Source organism: Pedobacter sp. B4419 (genome assembly GCF_059693725.1).
The window spans coordinates 1,823,073-1,841,174 of the sequence record NZ_JCASSL010000002.1; the positions used below are offsets into that span (position 1 = coordinate 1,823,073).

18 protein-coding genes and 1 tRNA gene are annotated in these 18,102 nt (G+C 40.8%); 12 read left to right on the forward strand and 7 right to left on the reverse strand.

All coding sequences use genetic code 11. The features are described 5' to 3' along the window. Positions 1 to 29: 29 nt before the first annotated feature. From AC570H_RS19365 to AC570H_RS19375, 3 genes are read left to right on the forward strand one after another with little or no spacing between them, the layout of a single operon-like run. Positions 30 to 3,149, forward strand: coding sequence for a SusC/RagA family TonB-linked outer membrane protein (locus tag AC570H_RS19365; RefSeq protein WP_497357919.1), 3,120 nt, complete (start codon positions 30 to 32; stop codon positions 3,147 to 3,149). Positions 3,150 to 3,160: 11 nt separating this feature from the next. Beyond that, positions 3,161 to 4,777, forward strand: coding sequence for a SusD/RagB family nutrient-binding outer membrane lipoprotein (locus tag AC570H_RS19370; protein WP_497357921.1), 1,617 nt, complete (start codon positions 3,161 to 3,163; stop codon positions 4,775 to 4,777). A 29-nt stretch (positions 4,778 to 4,806) separates the two neighbouring features. Then, positions 4,807 to 5,688, forward strand: coding sequence for a DUF1735 domain-containing protein (locus tag AC570H_RS19375; RefSeq protein ID WP_497357923.1), 882 nt, complete (start codon positions 4,807 to 4,809; stop codon positions 5,686 to 5,688). Positions 5,689 to 5,813: 125 nt separating this feature from the next. On the opposite strand, the gene AC570H_RS19380 is transcribed toward AC570H_RS19375, so the two are convergent. Together AC570H_RS19380 and AC570H_RS19385 are read right to left on the reverse strand one after the other, a co-directional pair. Further along, on the reverse strand, positions 5,814 to 6,143 hold the full coding sequence (locus AC570H_RS19380; RefSeq protein WP_497357925.1) for a 2Fe-2S iron-sulfur cluster-binding protein: 330 nt from the start codon (positions 6,141 to 6,143) through the stop codon (positions 5,814 to 5,816). A 2-nt stretch (positions 6,144 to 6,145) separates the two neighbouring features. Next, positions 6,146 to 7,156 (reverse strand): NAD(P)/FAD-dependent oxidoreductase, encoded by a 1,011-nt coding sequence (locus AC570H_RS19385; protein WP_497357927.1) that lies wholly within the window; start codon positions 7,154 to 7,156, stop codon positions 6,146 to 6,148. 167 nt (positions 7,157 to 7,323) lie between these two features. Here AC570H_RS19385 and AC570H_RS19390 point away from each other — a divergent pair, with 167 nt between their 5' ends. From AC570H_RS19390 to AC570H_RS19405, 4 genes are all read left to right on the forward strand, one after another. Further along, complete coding sequence (locus AC570H_RS19390) at positions 7,324 to 8,070, forward strand: UDP-2,3-diacylglucosamine diphosphatase (RefSeq protein ID WP_497357929.1); 747 nt, start codon at positions 7,324 to 7,326, stop codon at positions 8,068 to 8,070. A 197-nt stretch (positions 8,071 to 8,267) separates the two neighbouring features. Then, the gene (gene prfA / locus AC570H_RS19395) at positions 8,268 to 9,341 is read left to right on the forward strand and encodes a peptide chain release factor 1 (protein ID WP_497357931.1); all 1,074 of its coding nucleotides are present in this window, start codon (positions 8,268 to 8,270) and stop codon (positions 9,339 to 9,341) included. A gap of 93 nt (positions 9,342 to 9,434) precedes the next feature. Continuing rightward, positions 9,435 to 9,508, forward strand: a tRNA-Asp gene (locus tag AC570H_RS19400). Positions 9,509 to 9,622: 114 nt separating this feature from the next. After that, the gene (locus AC570H_RS19405; protein ID WP_497357933.1) at positions 9,623 to 10,345 is read left to right on the forward strand and encodes a hypothetical protein; all 723 of its coding nucleotides are present in this window, start codon (positions 9,623 to 9,625) and stop codon (positions 10,343 to 10,345) included. Here AC570H_RS19405 and AC570H_RS19410 read toward each other — a convergent pair whose 3' ends face one another. The 3 genes from AC570H_RS19410 to AC570H_RS19420 form a co-directional block, all read right to left on the reverse strand. Beyond that, complete coding sequence (locus AC570H_RS19410) at positions 10,346 to 10,792, reverse strand: hypothetical protein (protein WP_497357935.1); 447 nt, start codon at positions 10,790 to 10,792, stop codon at positions 10,346 to 10,348. Further along, entirely contained in the window at positions 10,770 to 11,189 is a 420-nt protein-coding gene (locus AC570H_RS19415; protein ID WP_497357937.1) for a DUF5655 domain-containing protein, read from the reverse strand. The genes AC570H_RS19410 and AC570H_RS19415 overlap by 23 nt, the downstream gene beginning before the upstream one ends. A 92-nt stretch (positions 11,190 to 11,281) precedes the next feature. Next, positions 11,282 to 11,629, reverse strand: a complete 348-nt coding sequence (locus AC570H_RS19420; RefSeq protein WP_497357939.1) for a hypothetical protein — start codon at positions 11,627 to 11,629, stop codon at positions 11,282 to 11,284. Positions 11,630 to 11,760: 131 nt separating this feature from the next. On the opposite strand from AC570H_RS19420, the gene AC570H_RS19425 reads away from it, so the two are divergent. Both AC570H_RS19425 and AC570H_RS19430 read left to right on the forward strand, forming a co-directional pair. Next, complete coding sequence (locus tag AC570H_RS19425) at positions 11,761 to 12,288, forward strand: superoxide dismutase family protein (protein WP_497357941.1); 528 nt, start codon at positions 11,761 to 11,763, stop codon at positions 12,286 to 12,288. A gap of 96 nt (positions 12,289 to 12,384) precedes the next feature. Then, entirely contained in the window at positions 12,385 to 12,912 is a 528-nt protein-coding gene (locus AC570H_RS19430; RefSeq protein ID WP_497357943.1) for an ExbD/TolR family protein, read from the forward strand. A 56-nt stretch (positions 12,913 to 12,968) separates the two neighbouring features. On the opposite strand, the gene AC570H_RS19435 is transcribed toward AC570H_RS19430, so the two are convergent. Together AC570H_RS19435 and metK are read right to left on the reverse strand one after the other, a co-directional pair. Further along, entirely contained in the window at positions 12,969 to 13,166 is a 198-nt protein-coding gene (locus AC570H_RS19435) for a hypothetical protein (protein ID WP_497357945.1), read from the reverse strand. A 295-nt stretch (positions 13,167 to 13,461) separates the two neighbouring features. Continuing rightward, entirely contained in the window at positions 13,462 to 14,712 is a 1,251-nt protein-coding gene (gene metK / locus AC570H_RS19440) for a methionine adenosyltransferase (protein WP_497357947.1), read from the reverse strand. 231 nt (positions 14,713 to 14,943) lie between these two features. On the opposite strand from metK, the gene AC570H_RS19445 reads away from it, so the two are divergent. From AC570H_RS19445 to pckA, 3 genes are all read left to right on the forward strand, one after another. Continuing rightward, positions 14,944 to 15,822 (forward strand): diacylglycerol/lipid kinase family protein, encoded by an 879-nt coding sequence (locus AC570H_RS19445; RefSeq protein WP_497357949.1) that lies wholly within the window; start codon positions 14,944 to 14,946, stop codon positions 15,820 to 15,822. Positions 15,823 to 15,836: 14 nt separating this feature from the next. Continuing rightward, a complete protein-coding gene (locus AC570H_RS19450; protein WP_497357951.1) occupies positions 15,837 to 16,190 on the forward strand; it encodes a translation initiation factor in 354 nt (117 codons plus the stop codon). A gap of 133 nt (positions 16,191 to 16,323) precedes the next feature. Continuing rightward, a complete protein-coding gene (pckA, locus tag AC570H_RS19455) occupies positions 16,324 to 17,928 on the forward strand; it encodes a phosphoenolpyruvate carboxykinase (ATP) (protein ID WP_497357953.1) in 1,605 nt (534 codons plus the stop codon). Positions 17,929 to 18,102: the final 174 nt, after the last annotated feature.

Sequence of the window (18,102 nt, forward strand, 5' to 3'; positions counted from 1 at the left end):
CTATTAACTAACCTAAATTTTATTGATTCATGAAAAAACTTGTACTAAGTTTATTCATCTTGTGTATGGCTATAGCCTCGTTCGCTCAAGAACGTACGGTTACTGGTACCATTAAAGCAAGTGAAGACGGACTGCCGATTCCAGGTGCTTCCGTAAAAGTTAAAGAGGCCCCTGCTGTCGGTGCAACAACAGGAGTTGATGGTAAGTTTACCTTGAAAGTTCCTGCAAACGGCAGAACTTTACAGATTTCTTACTTAGGCTACACTACTCAAGAAGTAGCTATTCCTGCTAACGGTGTAGTAAACACCTCCCTAGTTCTAGACGCTAAAACATTAGACCAAGTAGTGGTTACTGCGGGTGGTGTTGCCATTAAACGTCGTGAGCAAGGTAACCAATCTACTACTTTAGGTTCAAAAGAACTTACCCAAGCTAAAGCATTCAACGTTGCTTCGGCCTTATCTGGTAAAGTTGCTGGTTTACAAGTAAACGCAGTAGGTTCGGGTGTGAATCCAAGCGTTCGTTTGGTTTTGCGCGGTAACCGTTCGTTATTGGGTAATAACCAGGCTTTGGTTGTTGTTGATAACGTAATCGTTCCAAGTAGCATCTTAGGTAACTTAAACCCTGAAGATATTGAGGATATTCAAGTATTGAACGGTGGTGGTGCTGCTGCTCTTTATGGTTCTGACGCTTCTAACGGTGCATTGATCATTACTACTAAAACAGGTAAAAGAGGTGTAACTCAAATTAAAGTAGGTCAAACTACAAGTTTGGAAACGATCTCTTACTTGCCTAAAGTACAAGAGCAATATGGTTCAGGAACAGGTCCGGATGATATTCCTTCTTACACAGCTTACGAGAACCAGCAATATGGACCAAGATTCGATGGTTCGATGAAAGTAATTGGTAAGCCATTGGTTGATGGTTCTATCCAAACTGTTCCTTATTCTTGGAATGAAAAAGAAGGTAAACAAGAGTTCTGGGAAACCGGTGTAAACAGTCAAACCGATTTTAGTTTGTCGTCTGGTGATGAAAAAGGTTCTTATTACCTTTCTTCTCAGTATTTTGATCAAACTGGTACTGTTCCCGGAGATAAATACAACCGTTTTACATTACGTTTGAATGGTGCTAAAGAATTGATGAAAGGTGTTAATTTTAATTTTAATGCCAACTATGTTCAAAACAGATTTGACTTAGGTGATTCAGGTACTGCCTTTCAAAACGTTTTGATGTCACCTGGTCAAGTTCCTTTGACCCGTTACAAAAACTGGAGAACAGACCCATTTGCTTCTCCTGATGGATTCTACAATGAGTATTATGATAACCCTTATTTTACTTTAGGTAATGGTAGGACCCTAACCAGTAATGATTATTTAACTGGAAATGTACAAATTAAATACAGCCCAATCCAAGAGCTTTCTCTTTTGTTCAGGGTAAGTATGAGCAACAGAAATGTGAGGGTAAAAGCTTGGTCTGATAAATATACTTATTCAGCTTATAGAAACGGTATCAGTGGTAATGCTGTTGCTACAAACAGACCAGGTAGCGTTTCAGACCAGTCTAATACCGAAACACAGTTGAACCCTGAGTTCCAGGCTCAATACATCAAACAATTGAGCAAAGACTTCTCTTTAAATGCAATCATTGGTGGAAGTATGCGCGATAACTATGCGAAGAACGTAAACGCAAGCTCATCAGTAATGGTTATCCCTGGATTGTACAACGTATCTAACACGACTGGAAACATTAATGGTGGCGAGAGCTATTCACGTGTACGTCAAGTAGGTGTTTATGCTGATGCCCGTTTAGGCTTCAGAAGCTATTTATACTTGCACGCAACCGCAAGGAATGACTGGAGATCAATCTTGGCTCCTGAAAATCGTTCGTTGTTCTATCCAGCTGCTGATATTTCTTTCATTGCTTCAGACGCATTATCTTTCTTGAAATCGTCTAAAACTATTTCAAGTTTGAAAATCAGAGGTGGTATTTCTAAAGTAGGTCAGGTAAATATTGGTGCTTACGCATTGAAACCTACATTCTCACAAGGATCTGGTTATCCTTATGCAGGTGTACCAGGATTTGGTGTAGGCGATCGTATTGTATCTGATAACTTAAAACCAGAGGTTACTACTTCGTTAGAAGGTGGTTTCGATTTAGAGATGTTTAAATCAAGAGTGAATGTGAGCTTTACTGCTTATAAATCAAATACAAAAGATCAAACCGTACCAGTAAATATCCCTTCAGCAACTGGTTATACTTCTTACTTAACCAACACGGGTGAGGTAGAAAATAAAGGTATCGAAACTTCATTGAGACTAGTGCCAGTGCGTACTTCTTATGGATTAGAGGTTTCAGTTGGTGGTAACTATACTTATAACTCTAATAAAGTGCTTTCTATCAGTACAGACCAAAGCTTTATCAGTTTGGGTACTTTTGGTACAGCTAACTTAGTTGCCCAAGTAGGCGAATCATTCCCTCTATTAAAAGGTACAACTTATAATAAAGATTCTCAAGGTAGAATTATTGTTGATCGTTTAACTGGTTTCCCAAGCGCAACAACCCTTACTTCTTCTTTAGGTATTACAGAGCCAAAACATCGTTTAGGTCTTGACTTATCTGTAGAGTATAAAGGCATCCGTTTGGCAACAGTATTCGAGTACCGTACAGGTAACGTGATCTATACTGGTGCAAGTACTGGTTTCGACTTTTCAGGTGCTGGTATCAGAACTACTTATTTCAACAGAGAGCGTTTCATTGTTCCTAACTCGTCTTACTTAGATCCGGCAACAAATACATATGTAGCGAATACTAATATCACAACTAGAACTGGTGGTGTAGATTTCTGGACTAACGGTCCATCAAACACAGCTGTTAACGCTAACTATACTTACTCTGCTGCATTCTGGAAAATGCGTGAACTTTCAATTTCTTACGATTTGCCAAAATCAGTATTCAGCAATATCAAGTTTATTAAAGGTGGTACCGTAAGTGTTCAAGGGCGTAACCTGTTCTTGTGGGCTCCTAAGAGCAATATTTATACTGACCCTGAGTATAGTGCTTTTGATGCGAGTAGCAATGCTATAGGTTTTACCTCATTGAGCCAAACTCCTCCAGGTAGATTTTATGGTCTAACCTTATCATTAACTTTATAATAACAAAGAACATGAAAAAAATATTTAAATATATCGTGTTGGGCGCGGTAGTTATTAGTGCAAGTTCTTGTAAAAAGTACTTGGACATTAACGAAAATCCAAACGGCTTCACTTCATCAACTCCACAGGCTATATTACCTCAAGCTATTGTAGGTAACGCAGCTGTAGCCAATACTTTTAATACGGGTCTAGCCGATTTCTCTGGAGCAAGAGCAAATGCTGGTGGTTTCGGCGGTTTTGGATCGGTTGTAACTTATGATTTTGGTACAGGTGATTATGCTGGTTTATGGACAGCGACCTATAACAACGCCAATGACTTTGATTATGTAATCAAGAGTACTCAAGATGATCCAACATTGGTTTGGTCTACTTCAATTGCACGTATCATGAAGTCATTAGCTTTTGAGCGTTTGGTGAATCAATTTAACGACGTTCCTTATTCTGATGCGTTTAAAGGCACAGGAAGCTTGCAACCTAAATATGATAAGGGTGCAGACGTTTACAAAGCTTGTATCGCGGAGTTGAATAAGGCGATTGCAGATATTACTGCAGGTCAAGCTAATTTGAGTAAAACTACCGACGTACCAGCTACTGCCGATCCTTTATTTGGTGGTAGTAATCCGTCTGGTACAGCAGCTAATAAAGGTATAAACATGGATAATTGGAAGAAATTTGCCAATACCATCAAATTGCGTATGTTGATCAAGATGGCTGGAGTAGCAGCTCATCAAGCTTATGCAAATACAGAATTTGCTGCTATGAATACTACAATTGGTTTTATTACTACTGACGCCTTGGTTCAACCAGGTTATGAGAAAACAACAAGACCAAATCCAACTTGGAACTCAATTGGTTTTACTACTGCTGGTGCAAATACAACTACAAGTAGAATTCCTACTAAATGGATGTATAGCTTCTACGATGGTAAAAAATTGAATGACCAAGGACGTGGTAAAGTAATTTATAGGTCTTTCCCAACCACCCCTATCAATCAAATGGGTGATGAATCTTCAACAGTGCCACCAGCTTTGTCAGCAGGTTCTTCGTGGACAACAGCTACTAAAGATGCTACCGCATTGGGTATCGTAAAAGGACCTACACAAGCTCAGCCATTAATGTTGGCAGCGGAAGCTTGGTTCTTAAGAGCTGAAGCCTATGCACGTGGTTACCTAACTGGTGATGCTGCAGCTGCATTCAATACTGGTATTACACAATCGTTCACTTATTTGTACAAAAACGTAAGTAATACTGTAGATGCAACTAAAAACGTAGCAACTGATGTGACCGCTTATCAAACAGCCAATGCTGCGAGCTCATTAGTTAATTTTACCTTAGCTACTACACTAGACCATAAAATCGAATCAATCATTACTCAAAAATACATTGCGTTAAACATGATTGAAAACGACGAAGCATTTAACGAATTTAGACGTACTGGCTATCCAGCTATTGTAAATGGTTCGGCAGATGCATTATTGACATTCGCTTCTAGACAATCGGTATCTACTCATGTTGATAAATTGCCTACAAGAGTATTATATCCACAAGAAGAGTACAACTTGAACCCGGCCAATGCACCACAAGGCATTAATAAGTTTAGTACACTTATCTTCTGGGATGCTAATTAATAGGTAAACGGATTTAAAATTTAATGAAAATGAAAAAAATTATAAATAAAACTGTAGCATTATTGTTTGCTACAGTTGCACTTACCTCTTGTTTGAAGGACGATACAACTGTATTAGATCCGGATAAATCACCAGGTAACGTAGTTGAATTTGGTAGTACAGGTACACCTTCTTCTCCATCGGGAGCACCAGTTTATGCCTATACACCAACAACACTAGATCCATCGCAAACTACTGCAAAATTTACCACTTCGGTAAGATATGCAGGTGCGGAAGATGTAGCGCCACAGGATATTACTGTACAGGTAGCGCTAGCACCAGAGTTGGTAACTAAATGGAATACTGCATATCCAACAGCACAATTTCCATACAATCAAATTGCTAGTGGAGCTATCACTTTCCCTTCTACTGTTACCATTAAAAAAGGTGAAAAGGCTGCTTATTTTGATGTGACTTTGAATGTTCCTATGCTAGACCAAACTAAGGCTAACGTAATAGGTATCAAAATTACATCAGCAACCGCTGGTATTGTAAGTGGCAATTTTGGAGCTGTTATTTACAACTTGCCTATCAAAAGTCTTTGGGAAGGCAAATACCTTTACGATGTAAATAACAACTATGGTACTATAGATGCTAACATAGGTCACTATTCAGAAGATGGCATCAGTTTATCAACAGTTGGTCCTAATCGTGTAAGGGTACAATATATCGCGCAAACCTATAGTGGTTTCGTTGAGTACCAATTCAATGGTGACAATACTGCAATTACTGAAGTTAAAGCCTATAATGGTGCAACTAATTATGCAAGTTCTATCCAAAGCTTCACGCTTAATACAGCCACTAAGAGTTTCGATATCAATTGGACTTTTTCTGGTAGAGGTTTAGTGGAGAAATGGAAAAGAAATCCATAGCATCGAATTAAATCATAAAAAAGCCCTGAGTTTATTGCTCAGGGCTTTTTTTATTTGCTTTGTTGGAAAAAATAAAGGGGCGATAATCTGATTATCGCCCCTTTTATTTATGTTTTTATCCTGTCTTATTGCTCTGCATGCAGCCGAACCTTTAATCCGTCCATGGCTGGGCTTAATTGAAGCTGGCAAGCCAGTCTTGAGTTAGGCAACAGATCTGGCAAGGTATCCAGCATGGCATATTCGTCGTCTGTCATTTCGTTCAGCTTTTCTTCGCCTTCCAACACATCAACGCAACAAGTAGCACAAAGTGCCATGCCTCCACAGGTAGCCAAAATATCGTATTCGCTTGCCTTTAAAAACTCCATTAGGCTTAAGCCCATGTCAGTAGGAGCAATTAGTGTTGCCAAATTGCCCTCACGGTCTTCAACTTGTATAGAAATATCGTTTGTTTCCATTCTTAAAATTCGCTTACCCCATTTACGGTGGTATATTTCATGGTGTATTTAACTCCGGGATTGATGTATTGGTAAGCGCTGTGGCTCATCAAAGCTGCCTCATGGAATCCGCACAAAATTAACTTTAATTTATTAGTATAGGTATTAATATCTCCAATTGCGTAAATACCTGGGATATTCGTGCTGTAGTCGTCTGTATTTACCTCAATGGCACTCTTGCTAATGTTGAGGTTCCATTGCTCTATAGGGCCTAATTTAGGGCTTAATCCGAATAACGGAATCAAGTGGTCTGCTTCATAGGTTACGGTTTCCATGGTTCGGTTATGAATAACCTCAACACTTTCTAGTTTTCCGTTTCCGTTAACCGAGTTTAGGTTGCTATTCAGTACCAGATTGATCTTTCCGCTTTCGGCCAGTTCCATTACCTTATTTACCGAATCTGGCGCACCGCGGAAGCTTTCGCTACGGTGTACCAAAGTCAGTTCTGATACGATATCGGCCAAGAAAATTGTCCAATCTAGAGCAGAGTCGCCGCCACCGGCAATAACCATTTTCTGACCGCGGTATTTTTCCGGATCTAAGATCATGTAGTTTACGCCTCTCCCGTTTTCGAATTGCTCCAAACCAGAAACTGCAGGTTTACGTGGTTCAAAACAGCCTAGTCCGCCAGCGATTACCACAACTTTGGCCTCGATGATGGTACCCATATTGGTAGTTAATACAAAGTCGCCTTCGCCACGTTTCTCCAAACCTTCGATACGTTCGCCAAGCGTATAGCCTGGATGAAAAGGTTTAGCCTGTTCTACCAGGTTATCAATAAGCTCTTGAGCCAATACGCTAGGATAGCCAGGGATATCATAAATTGGCTTCTTAGGGTAGATTTCAGACAACTGACCGCCTACTTGGGGTAAATAATCGATTAAATGACAACGCATCTTTAATAGTCCTGCTTCAAAAATCGCGAATAAACCTACGGGTCCGGCGCCAATAATGGCTATGTCAGTTGAAATCATATTTTTAAATTTTTGCAAATTTAACAATTAAACTTTAAAAATTAGTCTTATTTAGACAGGTTCTACATAGAAAACTAAAAAAGTCTATTAAAACTATAGAATTACCATATTTATAAGCATGTTGAAGCTGATTATACGACCGTTGAAATTGTTATCTTTGCACTATTATGGATAAATGCATCTATTTCGCCTCTGATTTTCACTTAGGTGCGCCAAATTATACAGAAAGCCGCAAAAGGGAAGCCCACATTGTGAGTTGGCTAGATTTTATTGAGCCCAGCTGCAGCGAACTGTTTTTAATGGGCGATGTGTTTGATTTTTGGTTCGAATATGGGAAGGTCATTCCGAAAGGCTTTATCCGTTTGCAAGGAAAATTGGCCGAAATGGCCGATAAAGGCATCAAAATCTATTTTTTTAAGGGTAACCACGATATGTGGGTTGACGATTATTTTACCAAAGAGATAGGCCTTGAGATAATTAGCGACGAATTGGTGATTGAACGGGCCAACAAGAAGTTTTATTTACACCACGGTGACGGATTAGGGCCGGGAGACAAGAAGTATAAATTTTTGCGCAAGGTGTTCAGAAATCCATTTTGCCAATGGCTGTTCTCGGTGTTGCCTCCTCGCATAGGCATGTTTATTGCCAACGGCTGGTCGGGCAGCAGCAGGGTTGCCAACAACAAGAAGGAAGTTTTTTTAGGCAATGAAAACGAATGGCTGGCTATTTTTGCCAAGGAAAAACTGAAAGAAGCGCATTTTGATTATTTTGTTTTTGGACATCGGCACCTGCCTCTGGATATTGATTTGGGCAATAACAGCCGCTATGTAAACATTGGCGAGTGGATCAATTATTCGTCTTACGGAGTTTTTGATGGCCAAGACCTTAAGCTTGAATATTACAAGCCCAATTAACCAGGTTTTTGAGCTTGACTGCTCTTTTGGCTGAAGGCTTTCACCTTTAGTCTTAAAATCGTATTTTTGCATTCTTTACGGCACAGACTGCCGTTAAATAAACCCGATAGTAGCGGATCCCGATAGAAATCGGGAGAAGCGGATAGCGGGACTTGCTTTGTTGCTAGCACCAAGGCACATTTTCAAAAAACAAAACTATGTTAGAAAAATTAGAAGCAATTAAGCTACGCTGGGAAGATGTTGAGGAGCAGTTGAGCAATCCCGACACGGTACAGGATATGAAGCGTTTTGCGGCTTTGAATAAAGAATACAAAGACTTGGGCAAAATTGTAGACGAATATAAAATCTACAAGAATGTGATGAGCAACATCGAGGCCAACAAGGAAATTCTGAGTACCGAAAAAGACCAGGAAATGCGCGAGATGGCCAAAGAGGAATTGGATCTTTTATTGGTCCAACAAGAAGAATTAGAAGAGCGGGTTCGCTTAATGTTGATCCCTAAAGATCCTGAAGATGCAAAGAATGCAGTTTTTGAGATCAGGGGTGGTACAGGTGGCGATGAAGCCGCATTATTTGCAGGCGATTTGTACCGGATGTATACCCGTTTCTTTGAAAGCAAAGGCTGGAAAGTAGAAACAATGGATGTAACCGAAGGTACGGCAGGCGGCTATAAAGAGGTAATTTTAAAGGTGAGCGGCGATGATGTGTATGGCCAATTGAAGTACGAATCTGGCGTACACCGCGTACAGCGTGTGCCTGATACAGAAACACAAGGTCGCGTGCATACATCTGCGGCTTCTGTGGCCGTATTGCCAGAAGCAGAAGAAATTGATTTATATGTAAATCCTGCCGATATTGATTTGCAGACGTCAAGGTCTGGTGGTGCTGGTGGACAGAACGTAAACAAGGTAGAAACCAAGGTACAGTTGACACACCGTCCGTCGGGCATTGTAGTGGTTTGCCAGGTAGAGCGTTCGCAATTGGCTAACCGCGAATTGGCCATGGAGATGTTGAGAAGCAAACTCTATGACTTAGAAGTACAGAAAAAGAATGGCGACATTGCAGCCAAGCGTAAAACAATGGTGTCAACCGGCGACCGTTCGGCCAAAATCAGAACCTATAACTATCCACAGGGTAGGGTAACCGATCACCGTATTGGTTTAACCTTATATAACCTGAATGGCGTAATGGATGGTGGCGTACAAGAGTTGATTGATGCTTTGCAATTTGCAGAAAACGCAGAGAAGATGAAAGAAGGCGCTGTAAATTAATGAGTTATAAATATTTTCAAATTTTTATTGTAAAATAAATTAAAGACGCTATATTTGCAATCCCAATCCGAAAGAGATTTAGTTTTGGGAAATGGTTCGGTAGTTCAGCTGGTTAGAATGCCGCCCTGTCACGGCGGAGGTCGCGGGTTCGAGTCCCGTCCGGACCGCAAAAAGCATCACTTACAAAGTGGTGCTTTTTTGGTTTATGGCACTATTTTAGCGGCTAAAAGCTCGAGGGTTCAAACAAACTCAAAATAAAAATAACGAGCTTAAAATTGCACATGAGAAAGATTTTCTTTTTAGCCATGGCGTTCGTGCTGTCTGCGGCATGCGCTTACTCCCAAACCAAGCAGGCCAGCGTTAAGTATTACGACGAACAGCGAGCTGAAGTTGCACAAGACAAGGCAGTGACTCGTATCAGTATTACGCCAAAGAATGGGGGCAACTATACGATTGAAAAATATGACCTGAAAAACAAGCGTATGGAGGCGGTCGAAACTTACGACAGCAACGGTGCAGCCATCGGTACTTGGGAAATTTATGATGCGAATCAAAAAAAGACCAAAAGGATCAGCTTTGATGAGGCGAACAAATATATAGCCGGGATAAAACAAGAACCTAAACCAAATACGGATCCGCCAACAATAGACCCAGGATTTGGCCAAGGAGAAGATAAATCAAAGAATGAAGCCGTCCTTTCGGATCCAGCCTTAAAGCAGAGCAAATACAAGACTTTTAGGGAATACTTTAATAGTGAATTCTATCTAAGCGAAGAGATCACTAATTATTTAAACGATGTTCAATCGATTAGTATCAGGGCAACTTTCACAATCGATAGTCTAGGTAAGGTTAGCAACTTGTCATTTAGGCCACAGCCAAATAAACAAGTACTGCCAGAACTGGTAAGGGTTTTGTTGAATTCGCCAGAATTATTGCCTGCACAGGCTGACGGAAAGGCGGTCACAAGAAAGGTGTCGTTTGGCATCAGGATGCAAGTTCAGTAATTATTCATTGGATTCGGTATTCTTAAGGCTCTTGGGCAAAAACTCCAAGATCAAGCCTTTAAAATTCGAAAGCAGATCCCAAAATAAACGGTTGCTGTCAATCGCTCTTTCACCACACTCAATGCTGTCTGAACGATTAATTACAAAATCGGCCATCTCTGTTATCAGCTTTAAGCTGATCAGATTTTTAATCGCTTTTGCTACATAACTGGCATAAACATGACCCCAGATTTCGATGATGATCGAATCATCGCTAATGTCAAGGCTTTTTCCTGTTAATTGGTAATAATCTTTTTTAAGCAACGCAGCAAAAGTAATGGAGCGTTCTTCTATAGCCAAGGAAAGAAATGCTTTAAGCGCTTTTGGACTTCCTATGCTGACTAGCTGGTCGGCAAAAGTTACCTTGAGGCGATGTCCGTTTAATTCATACGTTTTTTCCGTTGGCATAGGCTTTTTGTAGGTATCCAAATACTTCTTCGTTTATATCGTCGGCAAATAAAAGCCTCAAATGGTGATTATATTGCCTGCTTCCGGGTACTTGCCCAATTTTGCGAAAGCAGAGGTTGTCATAATAGGGTTCATCAAAAGGCAATACCAGATCGATAAAATTGCGGCCGAGGTTAATCACGAAAGCAAAACGTGTAATAACCGATATCACGATCATCGATTTGGTGGCATGTAGCTGGATAGGGCCAAGTGTAGTCAGTTTAGCCAACAGGTGATCGAATAATGCCAATGAGACCTCGCTTTTCCCCTGCAAAAAATCGCCAACCGTTTTGTCTCCACAGTAATGTTGCTGATTGCTTTGCTTAAAGGGGCGGCTACATAAGGGGCAAGTCCACATGGCTGAAAGATTTATCAACCCAAACATAGTTATTTTAGTAGACGTAAAAAAGGCTTCTCGTTTGCAGAGAAGCCTTTTTATTATCAAGTGCTTTAGCTGAAAAGCTCTTGCTCATCTCGGTCGGCTACAGGGAGCTTTTTCAAAAAATCATCAAATGCCGGACCCTCGTTGTCAGAATAAATACCATAGGCATCTAATATATAACCAATGTTCTTGTCTTTGTCTTCTACCAGATAAAGTACTGAATTATCTGCAGGATCAGACATGCCCTCAAAACGATAGGTTTTTACGATGGTTAAATCTTCTGGTTTGTATATTTTATTGAGGTTTGCCGATTGCATTTTGCCATGATCGGACATCCTGATTTCGTTATCTCTTCCTTTGAGTCTTAGTTTTTCCAAAATCTGACTCATTGTATTCATTTCTACTGGCTGTTCCATGATTGCTGAAGTTTATATATCCTAAAAACAACAGCAAAGCTAATTGGTTTTCGATTTCGATATATTCTTTGTTAAGTATTCAAAACCAAATCTTTACGGCGTTTGTTCTTTTCTAAACCTAAATATATAATATGAAAAAATACCTTATACCTTTAGCGCTATGCCTAGGAATGGCATGGAGCGCATGTAACAATGCAGGAAAAGAGATTGCTCAGGCAACCTTAAATACAACAGCAGCTAATAAGGCTATTGGTACCGTCAAGTTTTATAGTCTGGCCGATGGAAAGATTAAGATGGATCTCGAGATCAATTTCCCCGAGCGTGCCGACAGTACCGTAGCGGTTCACTTCCATGAGCATGGTGATTGTGGTAACATGGGAGAAAATACCCATGGACATTGGAATCCAACTAATGAAATGCATGGCAAATGGGGCAGCGCTGCTTATCATTCTGGAGACATAGGCAATATCAAGCTCGATGCCAAAGGCCATGGTTCGGTAAGTGTAAGCACCGATAGATGGAGCGTAAAAGACGGCGACGTTAAAAATATTATTGGCAGAGGCATTATCGTTCATGGCGGAACAGATGATTACACCACGCAGCCAACGGGCAACTCGGGTCCAAGGGTAGGGTGTGGCGTTATTGAAGCTATAAAATAGCACCAAAATGAGCTTATTAAAGGGCGACTAAATTTTTAGTCGCTTTTTTTATGCAATTTCTGTTTGTATGTCATCCTGTTTAAAACTAAACAGCATATGGCAACACTTACTACCCCAGAAAACGGCAAGGCCGTAAAGGGAAGAACCAAAACCCTAGCTCCAAGCGTAGACTTAACTGCAATGGTTGATTTGGCATTTTTGCTCATCACCTTTTTTATGCTCACTACCTCCTTGGCCAAAATGAAATCGATGGAAATCGCCAAACCGGTTGACGGCAAAGAGAAAATGACATTGGCACAATCAAGAACAATGACCATCTTGCTGGGTAGAAATAATCAGGCGGTTTATTACATGGGCGAACCAAGCAAGGCGGTGATGAGGCAAGCGAGCATGGAAAACATCCAGCAATACATTTTGCAGGCCAAGGCTCAGGTAGCCAAAACCCATCAAAATAACCCTTCAAAGTTTATGGTGGTGGTTATTAAGCCGACAAATACTGCTAATTATAAGAATTTTGTAGATGTGATTGATGAGATGCACATCGCCAACGTGAAATCTTATTTTATAGACGATAAGCATGTCCTGGCCGAAGAGCAGGCGTTTATGAAGAATAAAGGGATATGAATAAAATAGAACCGGCATCGCTTAATGCCGGTTCTGTCAATTAACTAATAATTGTATTAGCTCTCGCTATTGCCAGCTGCGGCACAGGCGGCTTTGGCTATGGCGTCGCAATCTTCTCCTTCGTTGCAAGAGATGCAAACTACCGCTCCGTTGCTGCAGCCAATTAGTACAAATTGAAACGGACTATCGCCGCCCATTATAGATTTTTGTTCTGCTTTGCTAAGGGCTTTGCCCAAATTCATGGTTTTTTTCATAATTTATTATTGGTTAGGTTAAATATGCTTCTGGATTGTTTAGGTGCTTTTTGCTTTGCCTTTTAGAATTTAAGGTATAAGCTTTTGATGGGTTAGGCCGGCAACATAAATATGCGCTGATCATTAATTAATAGTTAATAAATCTACCCTTTGCCAGCAACATAAGCAACCGCAGAAAACCAGTATTTCTCTGCTCGTTGTTTTCAGGGATTTTTTGTAAAGAAATTAATTGATAGCAAACAAAAAAGGCTCCTGATTTAACCTCAGGAGCCTTTTCTATATTTAATGCTGTCGATTATAAACCGAAGGCAACTTTAACTTGGTCTACAAAATCAAGCTTCTCCCAGGTAAACAGTTCAACGGTAACCGTTTTCTCTTCGCCATTTGGCGATTTGAAGGTTTTGGTTACAGTTTCAGACTTGCGGCCCATGTGTCCGTAAGCTGCTGTTTCGCTGTAAATAGGGTTTCTCAATTTAAGGCGCTGCTCAATAAAGTAAGGACGCATATCAAAAATGCCTTCAACGATCTTGGCAATTTCGCCATCGGTCTTGTTTACTTTGCTGGTGCCATAGGTATTGATATAGATGCCCATAGGCTGAGCCACGCCAATTGCATAAGAAACCTGAACCAAGATTTCGCTAGCCACGCCAGCTGCAACCAGGTTTTTGGCAATATGACGTGTTGCATAAGCCGCGCTTCTGTCTACCTTGCTCGGGTCTTTTCCAGAGAAGGCACCGCCACCGTGTGCGCCTTTGCCACCATAAGTATCCACAATGATTTTTCTTCCTGTTAAGCCGGTATCGCCATGCGGACCACCAATTACAAATTTGCCGGTTGGGTTGATATGGTATTGAATGTTCGCATTGAACAAATGTGCATATTGAGGGTATTTTTTGATGATCCTTGGAATAAGGATGTTTACCAGGTCCTGTTTGATTTTGGCCAGCATTGTGCCTTCTTCGTCAAAATCATCGTGCTGGGTAGAAATTACGATCGCATCAATGCGCACAGGCTTGTTGTTGTCGTCATACTCCAGGGTAACCTGCGATTTGGCATCGGGACGAAGGTATTTGATTTCGCTGTCTTCGCGTCTCAATGCAGCCAGTTCCTGCAACAGTTTGTGCGAAAGATCCAAGGCCAAAGGCATATAGTCGTCGGTTTCGTTGGTGGCATAGCCAAACATCATGCCCTGGTCGCCAGCACCCTGCTCTTCCTTGTTGCTTCTGTCTACACCTTGGTTAATATCTTGAGACTGCTCGTGTATAGCCGATAAAATACCGCAAGAATTGGCTTCGAACATGTATTCGCTCTTGGTATAACCAATTTTCCTGATTACATCCCTTGCAATTTGTTGTACATCCAGATAGGTCTGAGATTTTACTTCGCCTGCCAAAATAACCTGTCCAGTGGTAACCAGGGTTTCGCAAGCTACCTTTGATTCTGTATCGAACGCTAAAAAGTTGTCAATTAATGCGTCCGAAATTTGATCCGCAATTTTATCTGGATGGCCCTCAGATACAGATTCTGATGTAAATAAATACGACATTTTAAATAATTAAATTTTTAAATAAACTTATTATTAAAATGGAATGACGGTCCTGTAAACAGGTGGTAAAACGATTGTAGTATGGTTTTAGCACTTTTTTTTACGTGGTTGCAATCCCGCTACTTGCATAGCATCGCAAATCAGTCCACTTTTAACAGCTGCAAAATTACTATATATATTATTAATAGTCAAAAAATATCAATTATTTTGTGCCAACTTAATCGAAGCAATTTGTTAAAAACGAATATCTTATTCATTATTAATCCCATTTCTGGGGGCAAGGGGAAACTCAAAATCCCAGCTTTGGTTGATGCGTATTTAGACAAGACAAAGTTTAATGCCAACTATAGTTTTACCGAATACATAGGGCATGCCTCAGAATTGGCAGAAGAAGCGGCAAATAAGAATTTCGATGTGATTGTAGCCGTAGGCGGCGATGGAACCATTAACGAAGTGGCCGCTAAAGTTGTACAGTCGGATAAGACATTAGGAATTATTCCGTTGGGCTCGGGAAACGGCTTGGCAAGGTTTCTCAAAATTCCTTTGCAGACCAAAAAAGCCATCCAGTTGCTCAATACGCTTAACATAACACAGATAGATACGGCCAAGTTGAATGGAAAGCCATTTTTTAATATGGCCGGAATGGGCTTCGATGCCCAACTGAGCGCCGTTTTTGCCGGTAACAAAAGCCGTGGCCTAAAGGGATATATCGAAATGGGGCTCAAAGAAATGACTTCCTATAAGCCACAGCCCTATGAAATAGAAATTGATGGAAAGCTCTATAAAAGAAAAGCCTTTGTCATCAGCATTGCCAACTCATCCCAGTATGGCAATAATGTATACATCTCTCCCAAATCTTCCATCACCGATGGCTTTTTGGATGTATGTGTTGTCAAGCCTTTTCCTCTCTACAAGCTTCCTGTTTTAGCTTATCACATGTTGCGTGCGCAAACGCATGAATCGGATATGGTAGAAATCATCAGGGGGCAACGTATCAAAATCAAACGGACAAAAGAAGATGCAATCCATTTAGATGGAGAGCCTTTGTTTATGGGCAGAGATATTGATATTGAAGTATTGCCATTATCTTTGAATATTATTACCAAGTAAAGAAGCAGGAAAAAATGAAACCGAAAAATAAAACACTGAGCGATTTGGGGGGAATTATGTACTCCACAGATCCGTCTTTTGTTTTTGAAAGCAATGAGCAAGAGGCAAACGAAGAGTTAACCAATGCGCAACAAGATTTGAGGGTAATGCTAGACCGCAAAAATAGGGGTGGTAAGGCCGTTACGTTGGTTACAGGTTTTAGAGGAAGCAACGAACAGTTAGATACACTAACCAAAATGCTGAAAACAAAATGTGGCGTTGGCGGAGCTGCCAAAGATGGCGAAATTTTGATTCAAGGCGATTTTCGCGACAAGATCGTTTTATTGCTTCAAAAAGAAGGCTATAAAGTAAAAAAATCTGGAGGCTAATTTTGTTTTCAAAATATTGATAATCAGTTTGTTGATTGTTAGTGTATTTGCCACAATAAGTAAAATTTTTATCTGAGATGCGTTGTTTTTTGCGTTAATATCTGTTTAGATTTGCAGCATATTAACCAAAAATATGAGCAATAAAAATGTACAGCAACCTGATTTGAGCTACCTTAAATTAGCTGCTAAAACAGTTAAATACCAGCTTAGCGTAGCCGAACTGGTTCAAGAAGCTTTACAGAACGGAGAAGGTACGCTTGCCGATAGCGGTGCGCTTGCCGTTGATACCGGAAAATTTACCGGCCGTTCGCCAAAAGATCGTTTTATCGTTTGTGATGAAGTAACGGAAGATACCGTATGGTGGGGCGATATTAACATCAAAATCAGTCCTGCTCATTTTGATTCTTTGTTTAATCAGCTCACCGAGCACCTCAGTTCGAAACAGATCTACGTTCGCGATGCCTATGCCTGTGCAAGCGAAACCTATAGAACTACGATCAGGGTAGTAACCGAACATGCTTTTCAGAACCTGTTTGCCAATAACCTGTTTTTGAGGTTCGATCAGGAGGAAATTCCGGCCCAGCCTGAATGGACCATTATTGCAGCGCCATCATTTGTGGCCAATCCGACTACAGACGGAACACGTCAAGGCAATTTCTCTATTTTGAACTTCTCTAAAAAGATCATCCTTATTGGTGGCACTGCTTATACCGGAGAGATTAAAAAAGGAATTTTCTCTGTACTTAACTATATATTGCCTCAACAAAAGCAGACCCTGTCTATGCATTGCTCGGCCAATGTTGGTGCCGATGGAGATACGGCCATCTTTTTTGGCCTGTCGGGCACGGGTAAAACCACTTTGTCTGCCGACCCTAAACGAGCCCTGATTGGCGATGACGAACACGGCTGGAGCGAAGACGCCGTGTTTAACTTTGAAGGCGGCTGCTATGCCAAGTGCGTAGACCTTACTGCCGAAAAGGAGCCTCAGATATTCAATGCCATCAAGTTTGGATCCTTATTAGAAAACACCAATTACTTTCCGGGTACCAGGGAAGTAGATTTCTCCAACATCGAAAAAACAGAAAATACACGGGTTGCCTATCCTATACATTATATAGACAATGCTAAACTACCTTCGGTAGGGGCAGGGCCTAAGAACATCTTTTTCTTAACGGCCGATGCTTTTGGCGTATTGCCTCCCATCTCCAAATTAACAAAGGGCCAGGCCATGTTCCATTTTATTTCTGGCTATACCGCAAAGGTAGCAGGTACAGAAGCTGGAGTTACCGAACCTCAGTTAACTTTTTCAGCCTGTTTTGGCAAGGCATTCCTGCCTTTGCATCCTACTAAATATGCCAAACTGTTAGGCGAAAAAATGGAAAAGCATCAAGTAAACGTTTGGCTGGTTAATACAGGTTGGAGCGGAGGCCCTTATGGCATAGGCAGCAGAATGAAGCTGGGCTATACCCGAGCCATGATCACAGCAGCCCTAAATGGAAGCCTGGCCAATGCCGATTTTGAAGCGCATCCGGTTTTTGGCTTGCTAATGCCAAAAAGCTGCCCAGAAGTGCCTGCCGAAATCTTAAATCCACGCAACACCTGGAGGAACAAGCAAGACTACGATATTAAGGCGAATGAACTGGCGGTCGCTTTTCTGAACAACTTTAAGCAATTTGAAGATTTTGCCAGCGAGGAGATCCAGAATGCCCTTCCAAAAGTGATCGAAGCCTTGGTTTAACGTATTTTTTTCACATTAAATTTGCTTTTAATTAAATTTTTAGTTTTAATTGCGAAAGATTGTCCAACCATAGGCAATCTTTTTTAGTTATATGCCCCGTTAGCTTCGCAAAAGTGAACGGAAAAACGTAACGAATTAATTGTGTAACGATTATTTAATTTGTAATTTAAATCA

What these genes read in the sequence shown, in the direction of transcription:
- AC570H_RS19425 (WP_497357941.1), top strand. Translation starts at nt 11,761, where the DNA reads ATGAAAAAATACCTTATACCTTTAGCGCTATGCCTAGGAATGGCATGG.
- AC570H_RS19375 (WP_497357923.1), top strand. Translation starts at nt 4,807, where the DNA reads ATGAAAAAAATTATAAATAAAACTGTAGCATTATTGTTTGCTACAGTT.
- AC570H_RS19435 (WP_497357945.1), bottom strand. Translation starts at nt 13,166, where the DNA reads ATGAAAAAAACCATGAATTTGGGCAAAGCCCTTAGCAAAGCAGAACAA.
- pckA (WP_497357953.1), top strand. Translation starts at nt 16,324, where the DNA reads ATGAGCAATAAAAATGTACAGCAACCTGATTTGAGCTACCTTAAATTA.
- AC570H_RS19370 (WP_497357921.1), top strand. Translation starts at nt 3,161, where the DNA reads ATGAAAAAAATATTTAAATATATCGTGTTGGGCGCGGTAGTTATTAGT.
- AC570H_RS19380 (WP_497357925.1), bottom strand. Translation starts at nt 6,143, where the DNA reads ATGGAAACAAACGATATTTCTATACAAGTTGAAGACCGTGAGGGCAAT.
- prfA (WP_497357931.1), top strand. Translation starts at nt 8,268, where the DNA reads ATGTTAGAAAAATTAGAAGCAATTAAGCTACGCTGGGAAGATGTTGAG.
- AC570H_RS19385 (WP_497357927.1), bottom strand. Translation starts at nt 7,156, where the DNA reads ATGATTTCAACTGACATAGCCATTATTGGCGCCGGACCCGTAGGTTTA.
- AC570H_RS19410 (WP_497357935.1), bottom strand. Translation starts at nt 10,792, where the DNA reads ATGCCAACGGAAAAAACGTATGAATTAAACGGACATCGCCTCAAGGTA.
- AC570H_RS19450 (WP_497357951.1), top strand. Translation starts at nt 15,837, where the DNA reads ATGAAACCGAAAAATAAAACACTGAGCGATTTGGGGGGAATTATGTAC.
- AC570H_RS19430 (WP_497357943.1), top strand. Translation starts at nt 12,385, where the DNA reads ATGGCAACACTTACTACCCCAGAAAACGGCAAGGCCGTAAAGGGAAGA.
- AC570H_RS19420 (WP_497357939.1), bottom strand. Translation starts at nt 11,629, where the DNA reads ATGGAACAGCCAGTAGAAATGAATACAATGAGTCAGATTTTGGAAAAA.
- AC570H_RS19365 (WP_497357919.1), top strand. Translation starts at nt 30, where the DNA reads ATGAAAAAACTTGTACTAAGTTTATTCATCTTGTGTATGGCTATAGCC.
- metK (WP_497357947.1), bottom strand. Translation starts at nt 14,712, where the DNA reads ATGTCGTATTTATTTACATCAGAATCTGTATCTGAGGGCCATCCAGAT.
- AC570H_RS19405 (WP_497357933.1), top strand. Translation starts at nt 9,623, where the DNA reads ATGAGAAAGATTTTCTTTTTAGCCATGGCGTTCGTGCTGTCTGCGGCA.
- AC570H_RS19415 (WP_497357937.1), bottom strand. Translation starts at nt 11,189, where the DNA reads ATGTGGACTTGCCCCTTATGTAGCCGCCCCTTTAAGCAAAGCAATCAG.
- AC570H_RS19390 (WP_497357929.1), top strand. Translation starts at nt 7,324, where the DNA reads ATGGATAAATGCATCTATTTCGCCTCTGATTTTCACTTAGGTGCGCCA.